At 65.4% G+C, this 16,102-nt stretch carries 14 protein-coding genes and 1 tRNA gene; 6 read left to right on the plus strand and 9 right to left on the minus strand.

Annotation, left to right across the window (positions count from 1 at the left end):
- Positions 1-26 precede the first annotated feature (26 nt).
- Together glmS and N6L26_RS01845 are read left to right on the plus strand one after the other, a co-directional pair.
- On the plus strand, positions 27-1,850 hold the full coding sequence (gene glmS, locus N6L26_RS01840) for a glutamine--fructose-6-phosphate transaminase (isomerizing) (protein ID WP_263606353.1): 1,824 nt from the start codon (positions 27-29) through the stop codon (positions 1,848-1,850).
- A gap of 88 nt (positions 1,851-1,938) precedes the next feature.
- Entirely contained in the window at positions 1,939-4,305 is a 2,367-nt protein-coding gene (locus N6L26_RS01845; protein WP_263606354.1) for a putative bifunctional diguanylate cyclase/phosphodiesterase, read from the plus strand.
- Here the strand turns inward: N6L26_RS01845 and purQ are convergent, their stop codons facing one another.
- Together purQ and purS are read right to left on the minus strand one after the other, a co-directional pair.
- Positions 4,306-4,983: a phosphoribosylformylglycinamidine synthase subunit PurQ gene (gene purQ, locus N6L26_RS01850; protein WP_263606355.1), complete on the minus strand. Its 678-nt coding sequence runs from the start codon at positions 4,981-4,983 to the stop codon at positions 4,306-4,308.
- Positions 4,983-5,216, minus strand: coding sequence for a phosphoribosylformylglycinamidine synthase subunit PurS (gene purS / locus N6L26_RS01855; RefSeq protein WP_263606356.1), 234 nt, complete (start codon positions 5,214-5,216; stop codon positions 4,983-4,985). The genes purQ and purS overlap by 1 nt, the downstream gene beginning before the upstream one ends.
- Before the next feature lie 267 nt (positions 5,217-5,483).
- On the opposite strand from purS, the gene N6L26_RS01860 reads away from it, so the two are divergent.
- Positions 5,484-7,742, plus strand: coding sequence for a TonB-dependent receptor (locus N6L26_RS01860; RefSeq protein ID WP_263606357.1), 2,259 nt, complete (start codon positions 5,484-5,486; stop codon positions 7,740-7,742).
- Between the two features lie 106 nt (positions 7,743-7,848).
- Here N6L26_RS01860 and purC read toward each other — a convergent pair whose 3' ends face one another.
- A complete protein-coding gene (gene purC / locus N6L26_RS01865) occupies positions 7,849-8,652 on the minus strand; it encodes a phosphoribosylaminoimidazolesuccinocarboxamide synthase (RefSeq protein ID WP_253517555.1) in 804 nt (267 codons plus the stop codon).
- Between the two features lie 149 nt (positions 8,653-8,801).
- Between purC and N6L26_RS01870 the strand changes: the two genes are divergently transcribed.
- Genes N6L26_RS01870 through N6L26_RS01880 form a run of 3 tightly spaced genes read left to right on the plus strand, consistent with a single transcriptional unit; the run spans position 8,802 to position 11,817 of the window.
- Positions 8,802-9,947 carry an 8-amino-7-oxononanoate synthase gene (locus tag N6L26_RS01870; RefSeq protein ID WP_263606358.1) on the plus strand — a complete coding sequence of 382 codons (1,146 nt, stop codon included), beginning with the start codon at positions 8,802-8,804 and terminating at the stop codon, positions 9,945-9,947.
- Positions 9,944-10,564 carry a dethiobiotin synthase gene (gene bioD, locus N6L26_RS01875; protein ID WP_263606359.1) on the plus strand — a complete coding sequence of 207 codons (621 nt, stop codon included), beginning with the start codon at positions 9,944-9,946 and terminating at the stop codon, positions 10,562-10,564. The genes N6L26_RS01870 and bioD overlap by 4 nt, the downstream gene beginning before the upstream one ends.
- Positions 10,561-11,817, plus strand: a complete 1,257-nt coding sequence (locus tag N6L26_RS01880) for an adenosylmethionine--8-amino-7-oxononanoate transaminase (RefSeq protein ID WP_263606360.1) — start codon at positions 10,561-10,563, stop codon at positions 11,815-11,817. The genes bioD and N6L26_RS01880 overlap by 4 nt, the downstream gene beginning before the upstream one ends.
- Here the strand turns inward: N6L26_RS01880 and N6L26_RS01885 are convergent.
- The 6 genes from N6L26_RS01885 to N6L26_RS01910 form a co-directional block, all read right to left on the minus strand.
- Positions 11,814-13,133 (minus strand): cation:proton antiporter, encoded by a 1,320-nt coding sequence (locus N6L26_RS01885; RefSeq protein WP_263606361.1) that lies wholly within the window; start codon positions 13,131-13,133, stop codon positions 11,814-11,816. The two genes, N6L26_RS01880 and N6L26_RS01885, sit on opposite strands and share 4 nt — an antisense overlap.
- 89 nt (positions 13,134-13,222) lie before the next feature.
- A complete protein-coding gene (locus N6L26_RS01890; RefSeq protein ID WP_263606362.1) occupies positions 13,223-14,095 on the minus strand; it encodes an alpha/beta hydrolase in 873 nt (290 codons plus the stop codon).
- Positions 14,096-14,191: 96 nt separating this feature from the next.
- Positions 14,192-14,266 (minus strand) — tRNA-Phe (locus N6L26_RS01895).
- A 90-nt stretch (positions 14,267-14,356) separates the two neighbouring features.
- Positions 14,357-14,545, minus strand: a complete 189-nt coding sequence (gene yacG / locus N6L26_RS01900) for a DNA gyrase inhibitor YacG (RefSeq protein ID WP_253517537.1) — start codon at positions 14,543-14,545, stop codon at positions 14,357-14,359.
- The gene (locus N6L26_RS01905) at positions 14,535-15,533 is read right to left on the minus strand and encodes a ribonuclease E/G (protein ID WP_263606363.1); all 999 of its coding nucleotides are present in this window, start codon (positions 15,531-15,533) and stop codon (positions 14,535-14,537) included. Before N6L26_RS01905 ends, yacG begins: the two co-directional genes overlap by 11 nt.
- Complete coding sequence (locus N6L26_RS01910; RefSeq protein WP_263606364.1) at positions 15,526-16,101, minus strand: Maf family protein; 576 nt, start codon at positions 16,099-16,101, stop codon at positions 15,526-15,528. Before N6L26_RS01910 ends, N6L26_RS01905 begins: the two co-directional genes overlap by 8 nt.
- Position 16,102 lies beyond the last annotated feature (1 nt).

The following is a 16,102-nucleotide window of genomic DNA, read 5'->3' on the forward strand; positions in this document are numbered from 1 at the left end:
GACAGTTAACTCGGAGAATACGGTCCATGTGCGGAATTATCGGTATCGTCGGTGCAGAACCCGTTGCGGAACGGCTGGTCGATGGCCTCCGCCGGATGGAATACCGTGGTTATGACAGCGCCGGGATCTGCACGCTCGACAAGGGCGAACTGATCCGCAGGCGGGCCGAGGGCAAGCTCAACAATCTGGTGGTCGAATTGGCCGACAATCCTGCCCCCGGTGACACCGGGATCGCGCATACGCGCTGGGCCACGCACGGAGCGCCGACCGCGCGCAACGCACATCCGCACGCGACCGAGCAGGTGGCGCTGGTCCACAACGGGATCATCGAGAACTACAAGGAACTGCGCGCCGAACTGCGCGCGGATGGCCGTAAATTCGAAAGCGATACCGATAGCGAAGTGGTTGCGCATTTGGTGTCGCGGCTGGTCGAGACGGGTAGCACCCCGCAGGAAGCCGTCGCCACTGTGTTGCCACGCCTGCGCGGGGCCTTCTCGCTGGCGATCGCCTTCCGCGACCATCCCGATCTGCTGATCGGTGCACGGCTCGGCTCGCCGCTGGTCGTCGGTTATGGCGATGGCGAAACCTATATCGGGTCGGACGCGCTGGCGCTGGCCCCGCTGACCCAGCAGATCAGCTATCTCGAAGAAGGCGATTGGGTGGTCGTGTCGCGCGGTGGCGCAACGATCTATGATGCGGAGAACCACGCGGTCGAGCGTGAAGTGTCCATTTCGGGAGCTTCGGCGGCGGCGATAGAGAAGGGCAATTATCGCCACTTCATGCAGAAGGAGATTTTCGAGCAGCCGACCGTGGTCGCGCAGACGCTCGGCTCCTATTTGCGCCAGTCGGACAATTCGGTTGCATTGCCGCAGTTCGATTTCGACATTTCCAGCGTCAGGCGCATTACCATCGTCGCCTGCGGCACGTCCTACTATGCCGGCATGGTCGCGAAATACTGGTTCGAACGCTTCGCGCGCGTGCCCGTCGACATCGATGTGGCGTCGGAGTTCCGCTATCGCGAACCGGTGCTCGAGGATGGGGGGCTGGCGCTGTTCATCTCGCAGAGCGGGGAGACGGCGGATACGCTCGCCGCGCTGCGCCACTGCAAGGAGCATGGTCAGACCATCGGCGTGATCGTCAACGTGCCGACCAGCTCGATGGCGCGCGAAGCCGATCTGCTGTTGCCGACGCATGCCGGACCCGAGATCGGCGTCGCCTCGACCAAGGCATTCAGTTGCCAGCTTGCCGTGCTCGCCGCGCTGGCGGCGCATATGGCGGTGAAGAAAGGGCTGATGAGCCGGGAAGAAGAGCAGGAGGTTGTCGGCCATCTGCTCGAAGCGCCCGCCGCGCTCAACGCCGCGCTCGACCATGATGACGATATCGCCAGCATGGCGCATCTGGTCGCCCCGGCGCGCGATGTTCTTTATCTCGGCCGTGGCCCGGATTTCCCGCTTGCGCTCGAAGGCGCGCTGAAGCTGAAGGAGATCAGCTATATCCATGCCGAGGGCTATGCCAGCGGGGAAATGAAGCATGGGCCGATCGCACTGATTGACGAGGACGTCCCCGTGATTGTGCTCGCGCCGTCTGGTCCACTGTTCGAAAAGACCGTGTCGAACATGGAAGAGGTGCGCGCGCGTGGCGGGCAGATCGTGCTGATCTCCGATGCCGAAGGTTTGGAAGCTGCGGGCGAGGGCTGCCTCGCAACGATCGAGATGCCGCGCGTCCATCCGCTGATCGCACCTTTGGTTTACGCGATCCCGGTGCAATTGCTCGCTTATCATGTCGCGTGCGTCAAAGGCACCGATGTCGATCAGCCGCGAAATCTGGCGAAATCCGTTACTGTGGAGTAACTTAGGGCTGGATTGCCCATTTTTCCGGTCTCAACTCTCTGGTCCGTTTTTTACCAGAGGATAAGGTTTTGCGGTTAATCGTCCCCGGGTGAGCGAGCCGGTAAACCCCCAACAAACCAGTGCATCTGCGCTGACGACTCGGCAGGTCATCGGGCTGGAAGCGCCCGAGGGCTCCGAGTGGGGCGTGGTTCACGGCCAGCAATATGCCTTGCTACAGGAACGGGTGAAGGTCCGTATCGGCCTGCATCTGACAAGCTTCCTGCTCGTCGCGGTGACGCTCTACGGTTCGCTTCCGACAGTAGTGCTCGGGGCGTGGGGGCTAGCGTTGCTTACCGCGGTGGGTTTCGCCGCCCGCTGCGACCTTGGACTGGGCGATGCCGACAATCGCTTTATCGAGCTCGAAGAGATGAAATCCCACGCCATGGCCTCGGGTGCCAAGGGCGCGATGTGGTCGGTGGGCATGCTCGCCTGCGCCTGGCTTGCGGATCCGGCATCGGTCGTACTCGTCTGGACCGTCATCGCCATGCTCGTCGTGGGGAGCAGCGCCAGCCGCTTCGGCGCGCCGCTCAGTTCGATTACCTTCACGCTTGGCGCCGGGATAGGCGGGCTGGCAGCCAGTCTCATTACCGCTCAGTTCGGGCTCGCCGTCGTAGTGCTCATGACCACGCTGCTGGCGATCTTCGGTGTTATCGAAAGTGCGCGAATCCGCGTGGCTGCCCGGCTCGCCGAATCGGCGATGCAGGAGAAGAGCGAAGTCGTTTCCATGCTGCTGCGCGAATTCGAGGAAGGCCAGGCCGACTGGCTGTGGCAAATCGATCCGCGCCGCCGCCTCAAATCGGTTTCGCCGCGTTTTGCCTTTTCGCTGGGCAAGCAGCCCGGCCAGATCGAGGGGGAATCCTTCCTCCAGCTGATCTCGGGCGATGGCTGGAAAACCGGCCGCTTCCCGCCAAGCCTGCACGAGCTGGCCGACAAGCTGAAGCGCAAGAAGAATTTCTCCAACCTCGTGGTCAGGGTCTCGATCGATGGGCAGGACCGTTGGTGGGAGCTGTCGGGTACGCCGATCGTCGACGAACTGGGCACGTATCAGGGGTTCCGCGGTGTCGGTTCGGACGTCACCGAGCAGCGCGAATCCTCGGAAAAGATCGAGTATCTTGCGCGCTACGATACGCTGACCCAGCTGCCCAACCGCCGCATGCTCAACGAGGCGTTGGGCGAGGCGCTCAAATACGCTGCCGAATGGCGCTCGCGCTGTGCGTTCCTCATGATCGACCTCGACCGGTTCAAGGCGATCAACGATTCGCTGGGGCACCTGGTCGGCGACCGGATGCTTGGCGAAGTCGCCGCACGGCTCAAGAGCCTGGTCGTCGAAGGCGAGATCGTGGGCCGCCTGGGCGGCGACGAATTCGCAGTGGTCATCCGCGACATCGCCAACCGCGAACGCATGGACACGCTGGCGCGCGACATCATCCAGCGACTTTCCGAGCCCTATCACATCGAAAACCAGGTCCTTTATGTCGGCGCCAGCGTCGGTTCGGCGCTGGGTCCGCGCGACGGGCGCACGGTCGAGGAATTGCTCCGCAACGCCGATCTCGCGCTTTATCGCGCGAAGGGCGAGGGCGGGGGCATGCACCGCGAATACGAACCCTCGCTACACGCCAATGCCGAAGAGAAGCGCCAGCTCGAACATTCGCTGCGCAACGCGCTCGAACGCGACGAGATGCTGCTGCACTATCAGCCGGTGGTGGACGCCACGACCGAAGAGATCGTCAGCTTCGAAGCGCTGATCCGCTGGGACAGCGCCGATCACGGTTTCGTCAGCCCGGGCAAGTTCATCCCGCTGGCCGAAGACACCCGCCTGATCGTGCCGATCGGGACCTGGGTGATGGAAGAGGCCTGTCGCGAAGCGGCGAACAATTGGCCCGCCAACGTCAAGGTCAACGTCAACGTCTCGCCCGAACAGCTGCTCGAAACCGACTTCTCCGCCACCGTCGTGCGCGCGCTGTCGGATAGCGGGCTCGATCCCAAGCGGCTCGAGATCGAGGTGACCGAGAGCATCTTCCTGCGCGACGCCAGCGTGGCGCGTAATGCGCTCGAAGAATGCATGGCGCTGGGATGCTCGGTTGCGCTCGACGATTTCGGGACCGGCTATTCCTCGCTCGGCTACCTGCGCAAGCTCAAGTTCTCGACCATCAAGGTCGACCGCACCTTCGTACAGGGCGCGGCGCAGCAAAGCCCCGAATCGATCGCGATCATCCGCGCGGTCGTGGCCATGGCCGACAGTCTCGGCATGACCACCACGGCGGAAGGCGTCGAGAACGAGGAAGAAGCCGAGATGATCCGCAGCATGGGCTGCACCAAGATCCAGGGCTTCCACTTCGGTCGCCCGATGCCGCGCGGCGATGTTGCGGGCGTCTTTACCCGCCGGGCAGCGGAGCAGCGGCTCAAAAGCGCCTGATCAGGCTTCGGCCAGGGCCTTCAAAGCATTTTCGAACAGCGCCAGTCCGTCGGTCCCGCCATGCGCCGGGTCGACCGCGCGTTCGGGGTGCGGCATCATGCCGAGCACATTGCCTGCGGCATTGAGCACACCCGCAATATCGCGGCGCGATCCGTTGCAATTCTCGACATAACGGAATGCCACGCGGCCCTCGCCCTCGATCCGGTCGAGCGTCGCATCGTCGGCAAAATAATTGCCATCGTGATGCGCGACCGGAATATGGATCGTCTGGCCACTGGAATAGCCGCCGGTGAAGCGTGAGCTGTCGTTTTCGACCGTCAGCGGAACGGTCCGGCAGATGAAGTTCTGGCTGGCATTGCGCATCAGCGCGCCGGGCAGGAGGCCGGCTTCGGTCAGGACCTGGAAGCCGTTGCACACGCCCAGCACGGGCACACCGCGCTCGGCCTGCTGCTTGACGCCGCGCATCACCGGGCTGTTCGCTGCCATCGCGCCCGAACGCAGGTAATCGCCATAGGAAAAGCCGCCGGGCAGCGCGATGAAATCAAGCCGTTCGGGCAGTTCGGTATCGGCATGCCAGACCCGTAGCGGGCCTTCGCCCGTAACCCGCTCGATCGCCACCGCCATGTCGCGGTCGCAATTGGAACCGGGGAAGGTGATTACGGCGGCGCGGAAAGTCATCAGCCGACCTTCTCGATGCGGTAGTTTTCGATCACCGTATTGGCGAGCAGCTTCTCGCACATATCGGTCAGCGCCTCGTCGCTCGTGCCGTCGGCGACCTCGAGTTCGATCAACCGGCCCACGCGGACATCGGCAACTCCGTCGAAGCCCAGACCTTCGAGCGCATGATGGACGGCGCGGCCCTGCGGGTCGAGGACGCCGGGCTTGAGCGAGACATGGACGCGGATTTTCATCGACAGGCCTTTCGTGTTGGCGCGCCTATGGCGCAGCGCCCGCGCGCATTCAAGTCCGCGTGGATGCGCGCCGGGGATGGCCGCCGAAGTGACATATCCGCGACGGATTGTAGCGCGATTGCAACATTTGCAATCAATCTGTCGCAATCGGATGCGTCGCGCCCCAATTCCCCGCGCAACCTGCTATCGGATGCGCACGGCGATAATGCCGCTTCCCTCCAAATGCCCGCCCCCCAATATGCGCGCTCAAGCAGGAATTCCCCCGACATGACCATTCGATCCACCGCTGCCCGTTTCCTCGGCGCCAGCACGCTCGCTCTTGCCGCCTTCGCCGCGCAACCCGCCCTCGCGCAGGATACTGACGCCGGCGAAACTGGTGCCGCAGAAGCCGGCGACGGCCAGCTTAACACCATCATCGTCACCGCCAATCGGCGCGAGGAAAACCTGCAGGATGTCGCGGTTTCGGCGGCAACGCTCGATGCCAGCACCGTGCGCACGATCTTCGATGCGGGCGCGGAAATCACCGCGCTGGCGGCGCGCGTGCCCGGCCTGTTCGTCGAAAGCTCGAACGGGCGCGCGGCCCCGCGCTTCTACATCCGCGGACTTGGCAATACCGATTTCGACCTCGCCGCATCGCAGCCCGTTTCGGTGGTGATGGACGATGTCGTGATGGAAAACGTCACGCTCAAATCCTTCCCGATCTTCGACGTCGAGCGCATCGAAGTGCTGCGCGGCCCGCAGGGCACGCTGTTCGGCCGCAACACGCCTGCCGGCATCGTCAAGATCGACACGGTCAAGCCGGGCGACGAATTCGCGGTCGACGGGTCGGTCAGCTATGGCAGCTTCAACAGCATTTCGGCCGATGGCGGCGTCACCGTCCCGCTTGCTCCGGGTGTGGTGTCGCTGCGCCTGTCGGGTCTGTGGCAGCAGCGCGACAACTGGATCGACAACGGCTTCACCGGTGAAGAGGATGCCTATGGCGCCTACAGCGAAGTGGCGGGTCGTGCGCAGCTGCTGATCACTCCCGGCGACCGCCTGTCGATCCTCGGCAGCTATTCGATCCGCGACCTCGACGGTCAGTCTACGCTGTTCCGCGCCAATATCCTTGGCCCGGGCGACAACGAGCTGAACGACAATTACGACCGCGACACCGTGTTCTACGATGCGGGCGGTCGCAATGAAGCCGCTTACAAGGCCGAGATCGCGACCGCCAAGGTCGACTACGAAGCCGATGTCGCGACCTTTACCAGCATCACCAGCTGGGCGAACAGCGAAGGCCGCAGCCGCGGTGATATCGATGGCGGATGGGTCATTCGTGATGAGAATGGCGACGTGGTCGAGACCGGTCCCGGTTTCATCCCGTTTGAATCGGATACGCAGGACTCGATCGATCTCAAGCAATTCACGCAGGAAGTGCGCATCGCCTCGAACTCGAACGGTCCGGTGCAATGGCAGGTCGGCGGGTTCTATTTCGACAGCGACTTCGACGTCACCACCGTCGGCTTCGACTTCCCGCCGCCGGTAACCGTCAACCACACCAACGAAAGCTGGGCCGTGTTCGGCCAGGTGACGGGCGAAATCACTCCCGCGCTCAAACTGACCGGCGGCCTGCGCTATACCGAGGACGAGAAGGCGTTTGCCGTGACGCAGACGTCGTTCATCTCGGGTCCCGGCGCGCAGGAACGCAGCGTCAAGGACGAGCGGATCAGCTGGGACCTTGCCGCCTTCTACGACGTGAGCCTCGATGCCAGCGTCTATGCACGCGTGGCGAGCGGGTTCCGTGCACCGACCATCCAGGGCCGCGATGTTGCCTTCGGTTCAGCCCCGTCGATCGCCACGTCCGAAAAGATCATGAGCTATGAAGCCGGCTTCAAGTCCGAATTCGCAGGGCGCAGTATCCGTCTTAATGGCGCGGTCTATTACTACACGATCGAAGATCCGCAGTTCACCGCGGTGGGCGGCGCGGGCAATCTCGTGCAGCTGGTCAACGCCGAGGAAGGCCGCGGCTACGGCTTCGAACTCGACAGCGCCTTCCAGATCACCCCCGACTTCCTCGTCACTGCGGGCGTGAGCTGGAACAAGACCGAGATCAAGGACGACGCGCTGGCGGTCGGCATCTGTGCGCAGTGCACTGTGACCGATCCGACGGTCGTCCTGTCGGGGAACACGCGCGCGCTGGTGGATGGCAACCCGTTCCCCAACGCCCCCGAATGGATCGCCGACATCACCGCGCGTTACGGCGTGCCGGTGGGCAATGCGGGCGAGATCTTCGTCTTCACCGACTGGGCTTATCAGGGGAAGACCAACCTCTTCATCTACGAAAGCGCCGAATTCAATACGAACAACCAGATCGAGGGCGGGCTGCGGGTCGGCTATGCCAAGCGTGACGGCACGTTCGAGCTTGCTGCCTTCGTGCGCAACATCACCGATGCCGACAATGTGAAGGGCGGCATCGACTTCAACAACAACACCGCATTCGTCAACGATCCGCGCGTGTTCGGCGTCTCGGCCCGCGTCAGCTACTAAGCACGCGGACGACCGACAAGAAAAGGGCCGGGGGGAGCAATCCCTCCGGCCCTTTTTCTATGCCAACGCCGCGCCGCGCCGCTTGCGCCGGGCACGGCTGACCGCGTTACTTCTTCGGCTTGCTCGGCGTGCGCAGCCGCCCGCGGTGCGCATTCATGTCGAGCACCTCGCCCGGACCGCTGTCTTCGTTCTGCAGCAGGCCGAGACGACGCGCGACCTCCTGGTAGGCTTCGCTTTCGCCGCCCAGGTCGCGGCGGAACCGGTCCTTGTCGAGCTTCTCGCCGGTGTTGATGTCCCACAGGCGGCAGCCATCGGGGCTGATCTCGTCGGCCAGGATCACGCGGCTGAAATCGCCATCCCAGATACGGCCGAATTCGAGCTTGAAGTCGATCAGGCGGATATCGATCGCGCTGAACATGCCCGAAAGGAAATCGTTGATGCGGATCGCCATGCTCGACATGTCCTGCAGCTCTTCATGGCTGCACCAGTTAAAGCAGGCGATTTCCTCTTCGGAGACCTTGGGGTCGCCCAGCGCATCGTCCTTGAGGCAATATTCAATCAGCGTGTGCGGCAGCAGCTCGCCTTCCTCGATCCCGAGGCGCTTGCTCAGCGTGCCGGCGGCGACATTGCGCACCACGACTTCGAGCGGAATGATCTCGACCTGGCGAACCAGCTGCTCACGCATGTTGAGGCGGCGGATGAAATGCGTCGGAATGCCGATGTGCGACAGCCGCGTGAACACATATTCGCTGATGCGATTGTTGATCACGCCCTTGCCGTTGATCGTACCCTTTTTCTCGGCGTTGAACGCGGTCGCATCATCCTTGAAATACTGGATGATCGTGCCCGGTTCGGGGCCTTCGTAGAGGATCTTGGCCTTGCCTTCGTAGATCTGGCGCCGACGAGCCATGAATATGCATTCCTTCACGCTAGAAAAGCCTGCGCCCCGGCGACGGAATCGACTGGCGATTGCGACTGCCGGGGCGTTGGGTTCGCCATACATAAGCCGCCGGACGAAAGCAATTGCAGGCGCGCGGCGCGGTGGTTAGCGCGCGCAGCATGGATACGGGCCGCATCATCGATGGCGCACTGGGTGCGCAGCAAGACGATCTGGCCGGTCTCGCGCGACAGTCGCGACTGCGCACACTGTCGCGCGCCGACGGGCTGGATTTCTCGTCCAACGACTATCTGGCGTTGGCGGGAAGCGCGCGGTTGAAAGCCGCGGTGGTGGCAGCGCTCGATCGCGGGGTTCCGGTCGGGGCGGGCGGCTCGCGGCTGCTGCGCGGCAACCATCCCGAACACGAATTGCTCGAGGCGGAGGCGGCGCGCTTCTTCGGCTGCGAAAGCGCGTTGTTCCTGGCCAATGGCTACACCGCCAACAGCGCGCTTCTCGGCACGCTGCCGCAGCGCGGCGACGCGATCTTCCATGATGAACTGGTCCATGCGAGCGCGCATGAAGGCATGCGCCTGTCGCGGGCCGAGCGGGTCAGCGTGCCGCATAACGATATCGATGCCTTTGCCGATGCGCTGGCACGCTGGCGGGCCACCAACCCGCGCGGGACCGCCTGGATCGCGGTGGAAACGCTCTACAGCATGGATGGCGACCGCGCGCCGATCCATGCGCTGGCCGATCTCGCGGATCGGTATGGCGCGATCCTGCTGGCCGACGATGCGCATGCCACCGGCGTCTTCGGCAAGGGCGGAAGGGGGCTGGCGGATACGATCGACGGGCGCCCCAACGCCATTGTGCTGCGCACCTGCGGCAAGGCGCTGGGCAGCGAAGGCGCGCTGCTGTGCGGGCCGCGGGTCATGCGCGACCATCTGGTCAATCGTGGGCGCAGCGTGATCTTCTCCACCGCCCCATCGCCGCTGATCGCCGCCTGCGTACGCGAGGCGCTGAAGATCGTGGCCGAGGAACCCGAGCGGCGCGACGCGCTGGCCGATCTGATTGCGCATGCCACGCACCGGCTCGCCCCGCTGGGTGCCACCGCCAGCGGATCGCAGATCATGCCGCTGATCTTGGGCGGCGAGGCGGGCACGATGCAGGTTGCCCAAGCATTGCGCGACGCGGGCTTCGACATTCGCGGCATCAGGCCGCCGACCGTTCCCGCGGGCTCAAGCCGCCTGCGTATTTCGCTGACATTGAACGTGGGCCGCGGGCAGATCGACGACCTCGCCACTGCACTTTCGGAGATACTCGCATGAGTGCTTTCGTCGTTACCGGCACCGATACCGATATCGGCAAGACCGTCTTCGCCGCGGGTTTGGCGGGCGCGCTCGAGGCGCATTACTGGAAGCCGGTGCAGGCGGGGCTGGAGGAGGGAGGTGATCGCGCGCAGGTCGCGCGGCTGGCCGGACTGCCCGCGGACAAGGTCCTGCCCGAGGCCTATCGCCTCGCTACACCGTGCTCGCCGCATCGGGCGGCCGCGATCGACGGGGTGGCAATCGATCCTGCGCGGCTCGCGCTGCCCGACCAGCGTCCGCTGGTGGTCGAGGGGGCGGGCGGCGCGCTCGTCCCGCTCGGCGGGGACCTGCTCTATGCCGATATGTTCGCGCGCTGGGCCCTCCCGGTGATCGTGGTGGCGCGAACCGGACTCGGTACGATCAACCACGCGTTGCTGACGATCGAAGCGCTGCGGTCGCGCGGTGTGCCGATCCACGGCGTCGCCTTCGTCGGCGAGGCAGTCGAGGATAGCGAGGCGACCATTTGCCGCATCGGCGGCGCGAAACGGCTCGGACGGCTGCCGATCCTCGCCACGCTCGACGTCGCAACGCTTGCCGCCGCCTTTTCCGCCGCTTTCGATCTTACGGATTTCGCATGACCCATTCCCCCGTATGGCATCCCTTCACGCAGCACGGACTGGGCGACCCGGTCCCGCTGGTCACGCATGCCGAGGGCGCCGCGCTGTACACGGCCGATGGCCGCCGCGTGGTGGACGCCATCTCGAGCTGGTGGGTGACCACGCATGGCCACTGCCATCCGCGGATCATGGCGGCGATTGACGAGCAGGCGCAGCGGCTCGACCAGATGATCTTCGCCGGCTGGACGCACCAGCCCGCAGAGGACCTAGCGCGCGAACTGTGCCGGATCTTGCCCGATGGACTGACCCGCGTATTCTATTCCGACAGCGGTTCCACCGCGGTCGAGGTCGCGCTCAAGATGGCGCTGGGCTACTGGACGCATCGGGGGGAGGAGCGCAGCCGGATCGTGGTGATGGAGCATTCCTATCACGGCGATACGATCGGCGCGATGTCGGTCGGCGCGCGCGGGGTGTTCAACGCCGCCTATGCGCCGATGCTGTTCGATGTCGGGCGGGTGCCATTTCCCGGCGATGATCCGCAGCCGACGCTCGACGCGCTGGAGGCCGAATGCGGTGCAGGAGCGGCGGCGTTCATCGTCGAGCCGCTGGTGCTGGGGGCGGGCGGCATGCTGGTGTATCCGCCCGCGGTGCTGGCCGAGATGCGTGCGATCTGCGCCCGCCACGGCACGCTCTTCCTCGCCGACGAAGTGATGACCGCCTGGGGCCGCACCGGCACGCTGACCGCCTGCGAACAGGCCGATGTGGTGCCCGACATCATGTGCCTGTCGAAAGGGCTGACCGGCGGCGCGATGCCGCTGGCGGTGACCATGGCGAGCGAGCCGATCTGGGATGCGCATTATTCCACCGACCGCACGCGCACCTTCTACCATTCGTCGAGCTATACCGCGAACCCGGTCGCCTGCGCCGCGGCCAATGCCAATCTGGCGATCTGGCGCGAAGAACCCGTGCGCGAGCGGATCGCGGCACTGGCAGCGAAGCAGCAGGCGCATCTGGCCGCGCTGGCGGATCACCGCATGGTGCGCAACGCGCGGCGCTGCGGGACGATTGCCGCGCTCGAGCTCGGCGATCCGGGCGGCAGCTATCTGTCGGACCTCGGGCCGAAGCTCCTGCGCCGGTTCCGCGAGGCGGACCTGCTGTTGCGGCCGCTCGGCAACACCGTTTACGTCATGCCGCCCTATTGCATCGAGGATGCCGATCTGACGCGCATCTGGGCCGAGATCGGCGCCGCAGCGGACGACGTGGCCGCGTCCTAGGGCGGGGGCGGCGCGCCTGCCGCCGCGATATCATCCTCGACCGCAGGGGCGTGATCGCGCTTCAGCTTCTCGATCAGCCGCCCCAGCGTGGCGCGTTGCACGAGGACGCTGAACAGCACCGCGGCGAAGGTCGCGGCAAGGATCAGGTCGCGCGTTTCACCCGCGGGTAGTGACAGCGCCAGCGCAATCGAAATGCCGCCGCGCAGCCCGCCCCACCACAGCACGCGGCCCGCGCCCTTGTCCTGCAGCCGTGCAGCGGGGATCGCCTTGGTCGAGACGAAGATGCCGACCCCGCGCGCGGCCAGCGTCAGCGGGATCGCGGCCAGCGCCAGCACCAGTTCGTCGAAGCCCGCGACCAGCACGATCATTTCCAGCCCGATCAGCAGGAACAGCACCGAATTGAGCAATTCGTCGACCAGTTCCCAGAACTTGACGAGGTAATCGCGCGTCACGTCGCTCATCGCATAGGTAACGCCGTGGTTGCCTATCAGCAGGCCGGCCACCGCCATCGCCAGCGGGCCCGAGAGCGTGAGATAGTTGCACAGCGCATAGCCCCCCATGACCACCGCCAGCGTGACCAGCACCTCGAGCGTGTATTCGTCCATCCCCGCCAGCGCGCGGTAGCCGATATAGCCGGCGACCAGCCCCACCACGATGCCGCCGCCCGCCTCGATCGCGAACAGCCGCGCGCCCTCGGCAAGCGAGAAGTCGTTCCCGCTCACCGCAGCACCCAGCAGGATGATGAACACCACGATGCCGACGCCGTCGTTGAACAGGCTTTCGCCCGCCACCGCGCTTTGCAGCGATTGCGGGACTTTCTCCTCGCGCAGCACGCCGAGCACCGAAACCGGGTCGGTTGGGGCGATCAGCGCGCCGAAGACGAAATACCAGATCGGCGCGATTCCCAGCGCCAGCACCATCCCCACGCCCCACATGGCCAGCCCGACCAGCACGGTGGAGATCATCACGCCCACGGTGGAGAGCAGCAACACCGGCAGCCACGCGACCTTGAGTCGGTCGAGATCGACATGCAGCGCCCCGGCGAACAGCAGGAAGCTCAACATGCCCTGCAGCAGCGTCTCGGTGAAATTCATCTGCTGCAGCGTGTCGGCGACCCAGTCGTCGAGCGTCACGCCGGGAATGAAGGCGTCGGCTACCGTCAGCCCGATTGCCCCCAGCGCGCCCATCACGGTCAACCCGATGACATGCGGCAGCTTGAGGAAATGATGGTTGAACCAGCCAAGCAACGCCGAGGCGACCACGAGGATCGCGGCGATGTCGAAAGCGGAGAGCGCAGTGCTGGCGGTTTCATGCATTCCCGCTGCCTAGCGTGGGCGGCGAAGCAGGGAAAGGCATGGAGGCGAGGTGGCGGGGTTTGCACGGGCGCAGGGACCCGCGCGCCCCGCTAATCCGGCAGTTGCCCGGTCCCTGTGCGGATCGCGCAGTCGAGCGTCAGTCCATACTCGTCCAGCCAGTCCGCTTCGGTTGGAAGCAGGTATTGCAGCGCCTCCGGGAACAGGCCGTGCAGGGCCGTCGCATGGACGAACGACTGCCGCCGATCCGCGAAGCAGGCATCGGAAGCGGACGCCAGGCGCAAGACGCCTTCCTCGGTCGCGCCGCCTTCGTCTGCAAGCGAGAGGAACAACGGCGGGCGGGCGGCCTCGGGCATCGCCGCAAACCGCAGCGACAGCGCCTGCTCGTTCCACTGAAGGCTCGGTGACAGTGCTGCATAGCCGTCGAACAAAGCCGGCTGGTCGATCCATGTCTCGGTTACGAAATGGCCCGCCGCGCTTTCTCCGACGAGAAACGCGCGCCCATCGGTCTGGTACCGCTCGCGCAGCATCGGGAGCACGGTTTGCGCCAGCCACGCGCGGAACGCCGCGCTTTGGCCCGCGGTCGGATAATATTCGCGTTCCTCGGTCGCAGCGGTCGGCGGCAGCAATTCGCGCTGGCGGTCGACCGTTTCGACTCCGACGAAAATCGCCGGGGCGCTACGCTGCCAGAGCTGGTTCCATCGGTGCATGCCCAGCGTGAGGAAGAAGTCCTGTTCCAGCCCGCCATCCAGAACGACAACCAGCGGATAGGCCGTATCGTCGCTATCGTAGGACGGGGGCACCACCACGTTGATGCGGCGATCCGCATCTTGCGTGTTGACCAGATAGGAAGTGCCGATCGTCAGCGGTTCGGAAGGCACCTCATCCTGCGCAGCAACGGGCGACCCCAGCGCAAGCAGCGCGGCGATAGCGCCGCCAATCATGGCCTTCGGCAATTCGGTCACGACCCAGCTCTCCTCGTTTTGGCGACAAGGGGAAGCGTATAGGCAACCGCTGTTCGTTTTGGCCAGTCGGGAGATAGGGAGAGCATTGCAGCGAAGTGGTGCCCAGGGGCGGATTCGAACCACCGACACGACGATTTTCAGTCGTCTGCTCTACCCCTGAGCTACCCGGGCACACTGCTTCGGCGGAGGGGCCTCAAAACAGCCCCGCGAGCAATGAGAGCGCGCCTATGGCGAAGCTGGCCCGCCTTGGCAAGGGGGTAATTAGTCGTCTTGCCCCTTGGTGACTTCCGCCGCGATTTCCTCGGGCAGGGCGGGGCGCGCCGGCACGGCATAGCCATCGCCGAACCATTGCGCGAGGTCGCGGTCGCGGCAGCGGGTCGAACAGAACGGCGTGTGCTCCTCGCTGCGCGGCTTGCGGCAGATCGGGCAGGGGCGGGGCTTACTCGTCATACGGCACGATCTGGGCGGTGGCGGCCTCGATCGCAAGCCCGGGATCGGTCTCTATCCGCAGGGGCCGCGCGGTGCGCCGTTCGAGTTCGGTTATCCATTCGGGCTTGAGCCTGGCCTTGAGTGCGGGATGGATCGCCAGCAGCGTCATCCCCGGGCCGTCGACTGCTTCCGCTCGGCGTAGCGCCATGCGTGCCGCGGCGCCGACGCGTGCAGTCGCGAACCGGTGGAGCAGCGAGGGGCCTGTGAGCCGCGCGACGATATGGACGAAGCCGAAGCCGTTCATCGCGGTGCGTTCATGCGGCCAGCCCGCCAGCGCGGCGTCGAGCGCGGTGTCGACCGCCTTGCGATCCGCCTTGGTCGTCAGTGTGGGGAAATCGATCCCGATCGAACCGCCGAGATCGAACAGGCGCAGCCAGCGTGCGATCGCGGGGACCGCGGCGAGCGCGAGTTCGCGCGGCGCCAGATCGCCATCGATATCGATCAGCGTCATCGCGGGGGTGACACTGAACAGGAGCGCGCCGCCCGTAAACGCGACCTCGCCCGATGACGCGGCATGCCAGATCTCGTCCCACTCGCCCGCGGGCAAGCGGCGGACGGCATCGCCCAGCACGAAGACATCGTCGCGCGGCGGCGGTGCATCGGCCTCGCTTTCGATCACGCGGCCCTGCGCGCGCTTGAAGCGGCCGCGTTCGGCAATCGCGGCGCGGGTGATGCGCAGGTTCAGCGCGCTGCCTTCGGTCGCGCGGAGCGGAATGCGGTCGATGAGGATTTCGGTGCCATTGGCCATCCGCGCGAGCCCGCGGGCACCGCCTGCGGGCTTGGACACGAGCTGCGCCGACGCGGTGCTGTCGACCGGGAGGTCGCCCGGCCAGCGCAATTTCGCGGCGAGTACTTCTTCGCCGTGGACCAGCAGCGCGCGGCTTTCGCCGATCCCGTGTTCGACCAGCCATTCGGGCCCGTCGCTGCCAGACCCCCCGCTGTCAGACAATCCGGAACCCTGCGGCCTTGAGCAGCGTGCGTGTTTCGTAGAGCGGCAGCCCGACCACACCCGAATGGCTGCCCTGGATGCGCGAGATCAGCCCTTCGGCCAATCCCTGGATGGCATAGCCCCCGGCCTTGCCCTCCCATTCGCCGCTGGCGAGATAGGCGTCGATCTCCTCGGCGGAGAGACGCTTGAACAGGACCATGGTCTCGCAAAGCCGCTCGCGCAGCTGGCCATCGGGTGCGCGCAGCGCGATTGCCGACAGCACGCGGTGGCGGCGGCCCGAAAGCAGTTCGAGGCATTTCCGCGCGGTCGCGGCATCCTCAGCCTTGGGCAGGATGCGGCGCCCGGCGGCGACCACCGTATCGCCGGCAAGCACGAAGCCGTCGTCCGATGCGGCAGCTTCCGCCTTTTCGTGCGCCATGCGGATGGCATAGTCGCGCGGTCGTTCGCCGGCGGCGGGCGTTTCGTCGATATCGGCGGGGTTGATCGCAGCCGGGGTCACGCCGAGGCGCGCGATCAATTCGCGCCTGCGGGGGCTGGCCGATGCGAGGATGAGTGTGGGCTGGCCCACC

The organism is Qipengyuania sp. SS22 (genome assembly GCF_025736935.1).
Classification (GTDB): domain Bacteria; phylum Pseudomonadota; class Alphaproteobacteria; order Sphingomonadales; family Sphingomonadaceae; genus Qipengyuania.

Excerpts from the sequence above, each read along its gene's own strand:
- purS (WP_263606356.1), bottom strand. The coding sequence starts at position 5,216 with ATGAAAATCCGCGTCCATGTCTCGCTCAAGCCCGGCGTCCTCGACCCG.
- N6L26_RS01880 (WP_263606360.1), top strand. The coding sequence starts at position 10,561 with ATGACCCATTCCCCCGTATGGCATCCCTTCACGCAGCACGGACTGGGC.
- glmS (WP_263606353.1), top strand. The coding sequence starts at position 27 with ATGTGCGGAATTATCGGTATCGTCGGTGCAGAACCCGTTGCGGAACGG.
- N6L26_RS01860 (WP_263606357.1), top strand. The coding sequence starts at position 5,484 with ATGACCATTCGATCCACCGCTGCCCGTTTCCTCGGCGCCAGCACGCTC.
- bioD (WP_263606359.1), top strand. The coding sequence starts at position 9,944 with ATGAGTGCTTTCGTCGTTACCGGCACCGATACCGATATCGGCAAGACC.
- purC (WP_253517555.1), bottom strand. The coding sequence starts at position 8,652 with ATGGCTCGTCGGCGCCAGATCTACGAAGGCAAGGCCAAGATCCTCTAC.
- N6L26_RS01870 (WP_263606358.1), top strand. The coding sequence starts at position 8,802 with ATGGATACGGGCCGCATCATCGATGGCGCACTGGGTGCGCAGCAAGAC.
- yacG (WP_253517537.1), bottom strand. The coding sequence starts at position 14,545 with ATGACGAGTAAGCCCCGCCCCTGCCCGATCTGCCGCAAGCCGCGCAGC.
- purQ (WP_263606355.1), bottom strand. The coding sequence starts at position 4,983 with ATGACTTTCCGCGCCGCCGTAATCACCTTCCCCGGTTCCAATTGCGAC.
- N6L26_RS01885 (WP_263606361.1), bottom strand. The coding sequence starts at position 13,133 with ATGCATGAAACCGCCAGCACTGCGCTCTCCGCTTTCGACATCGCCGCG.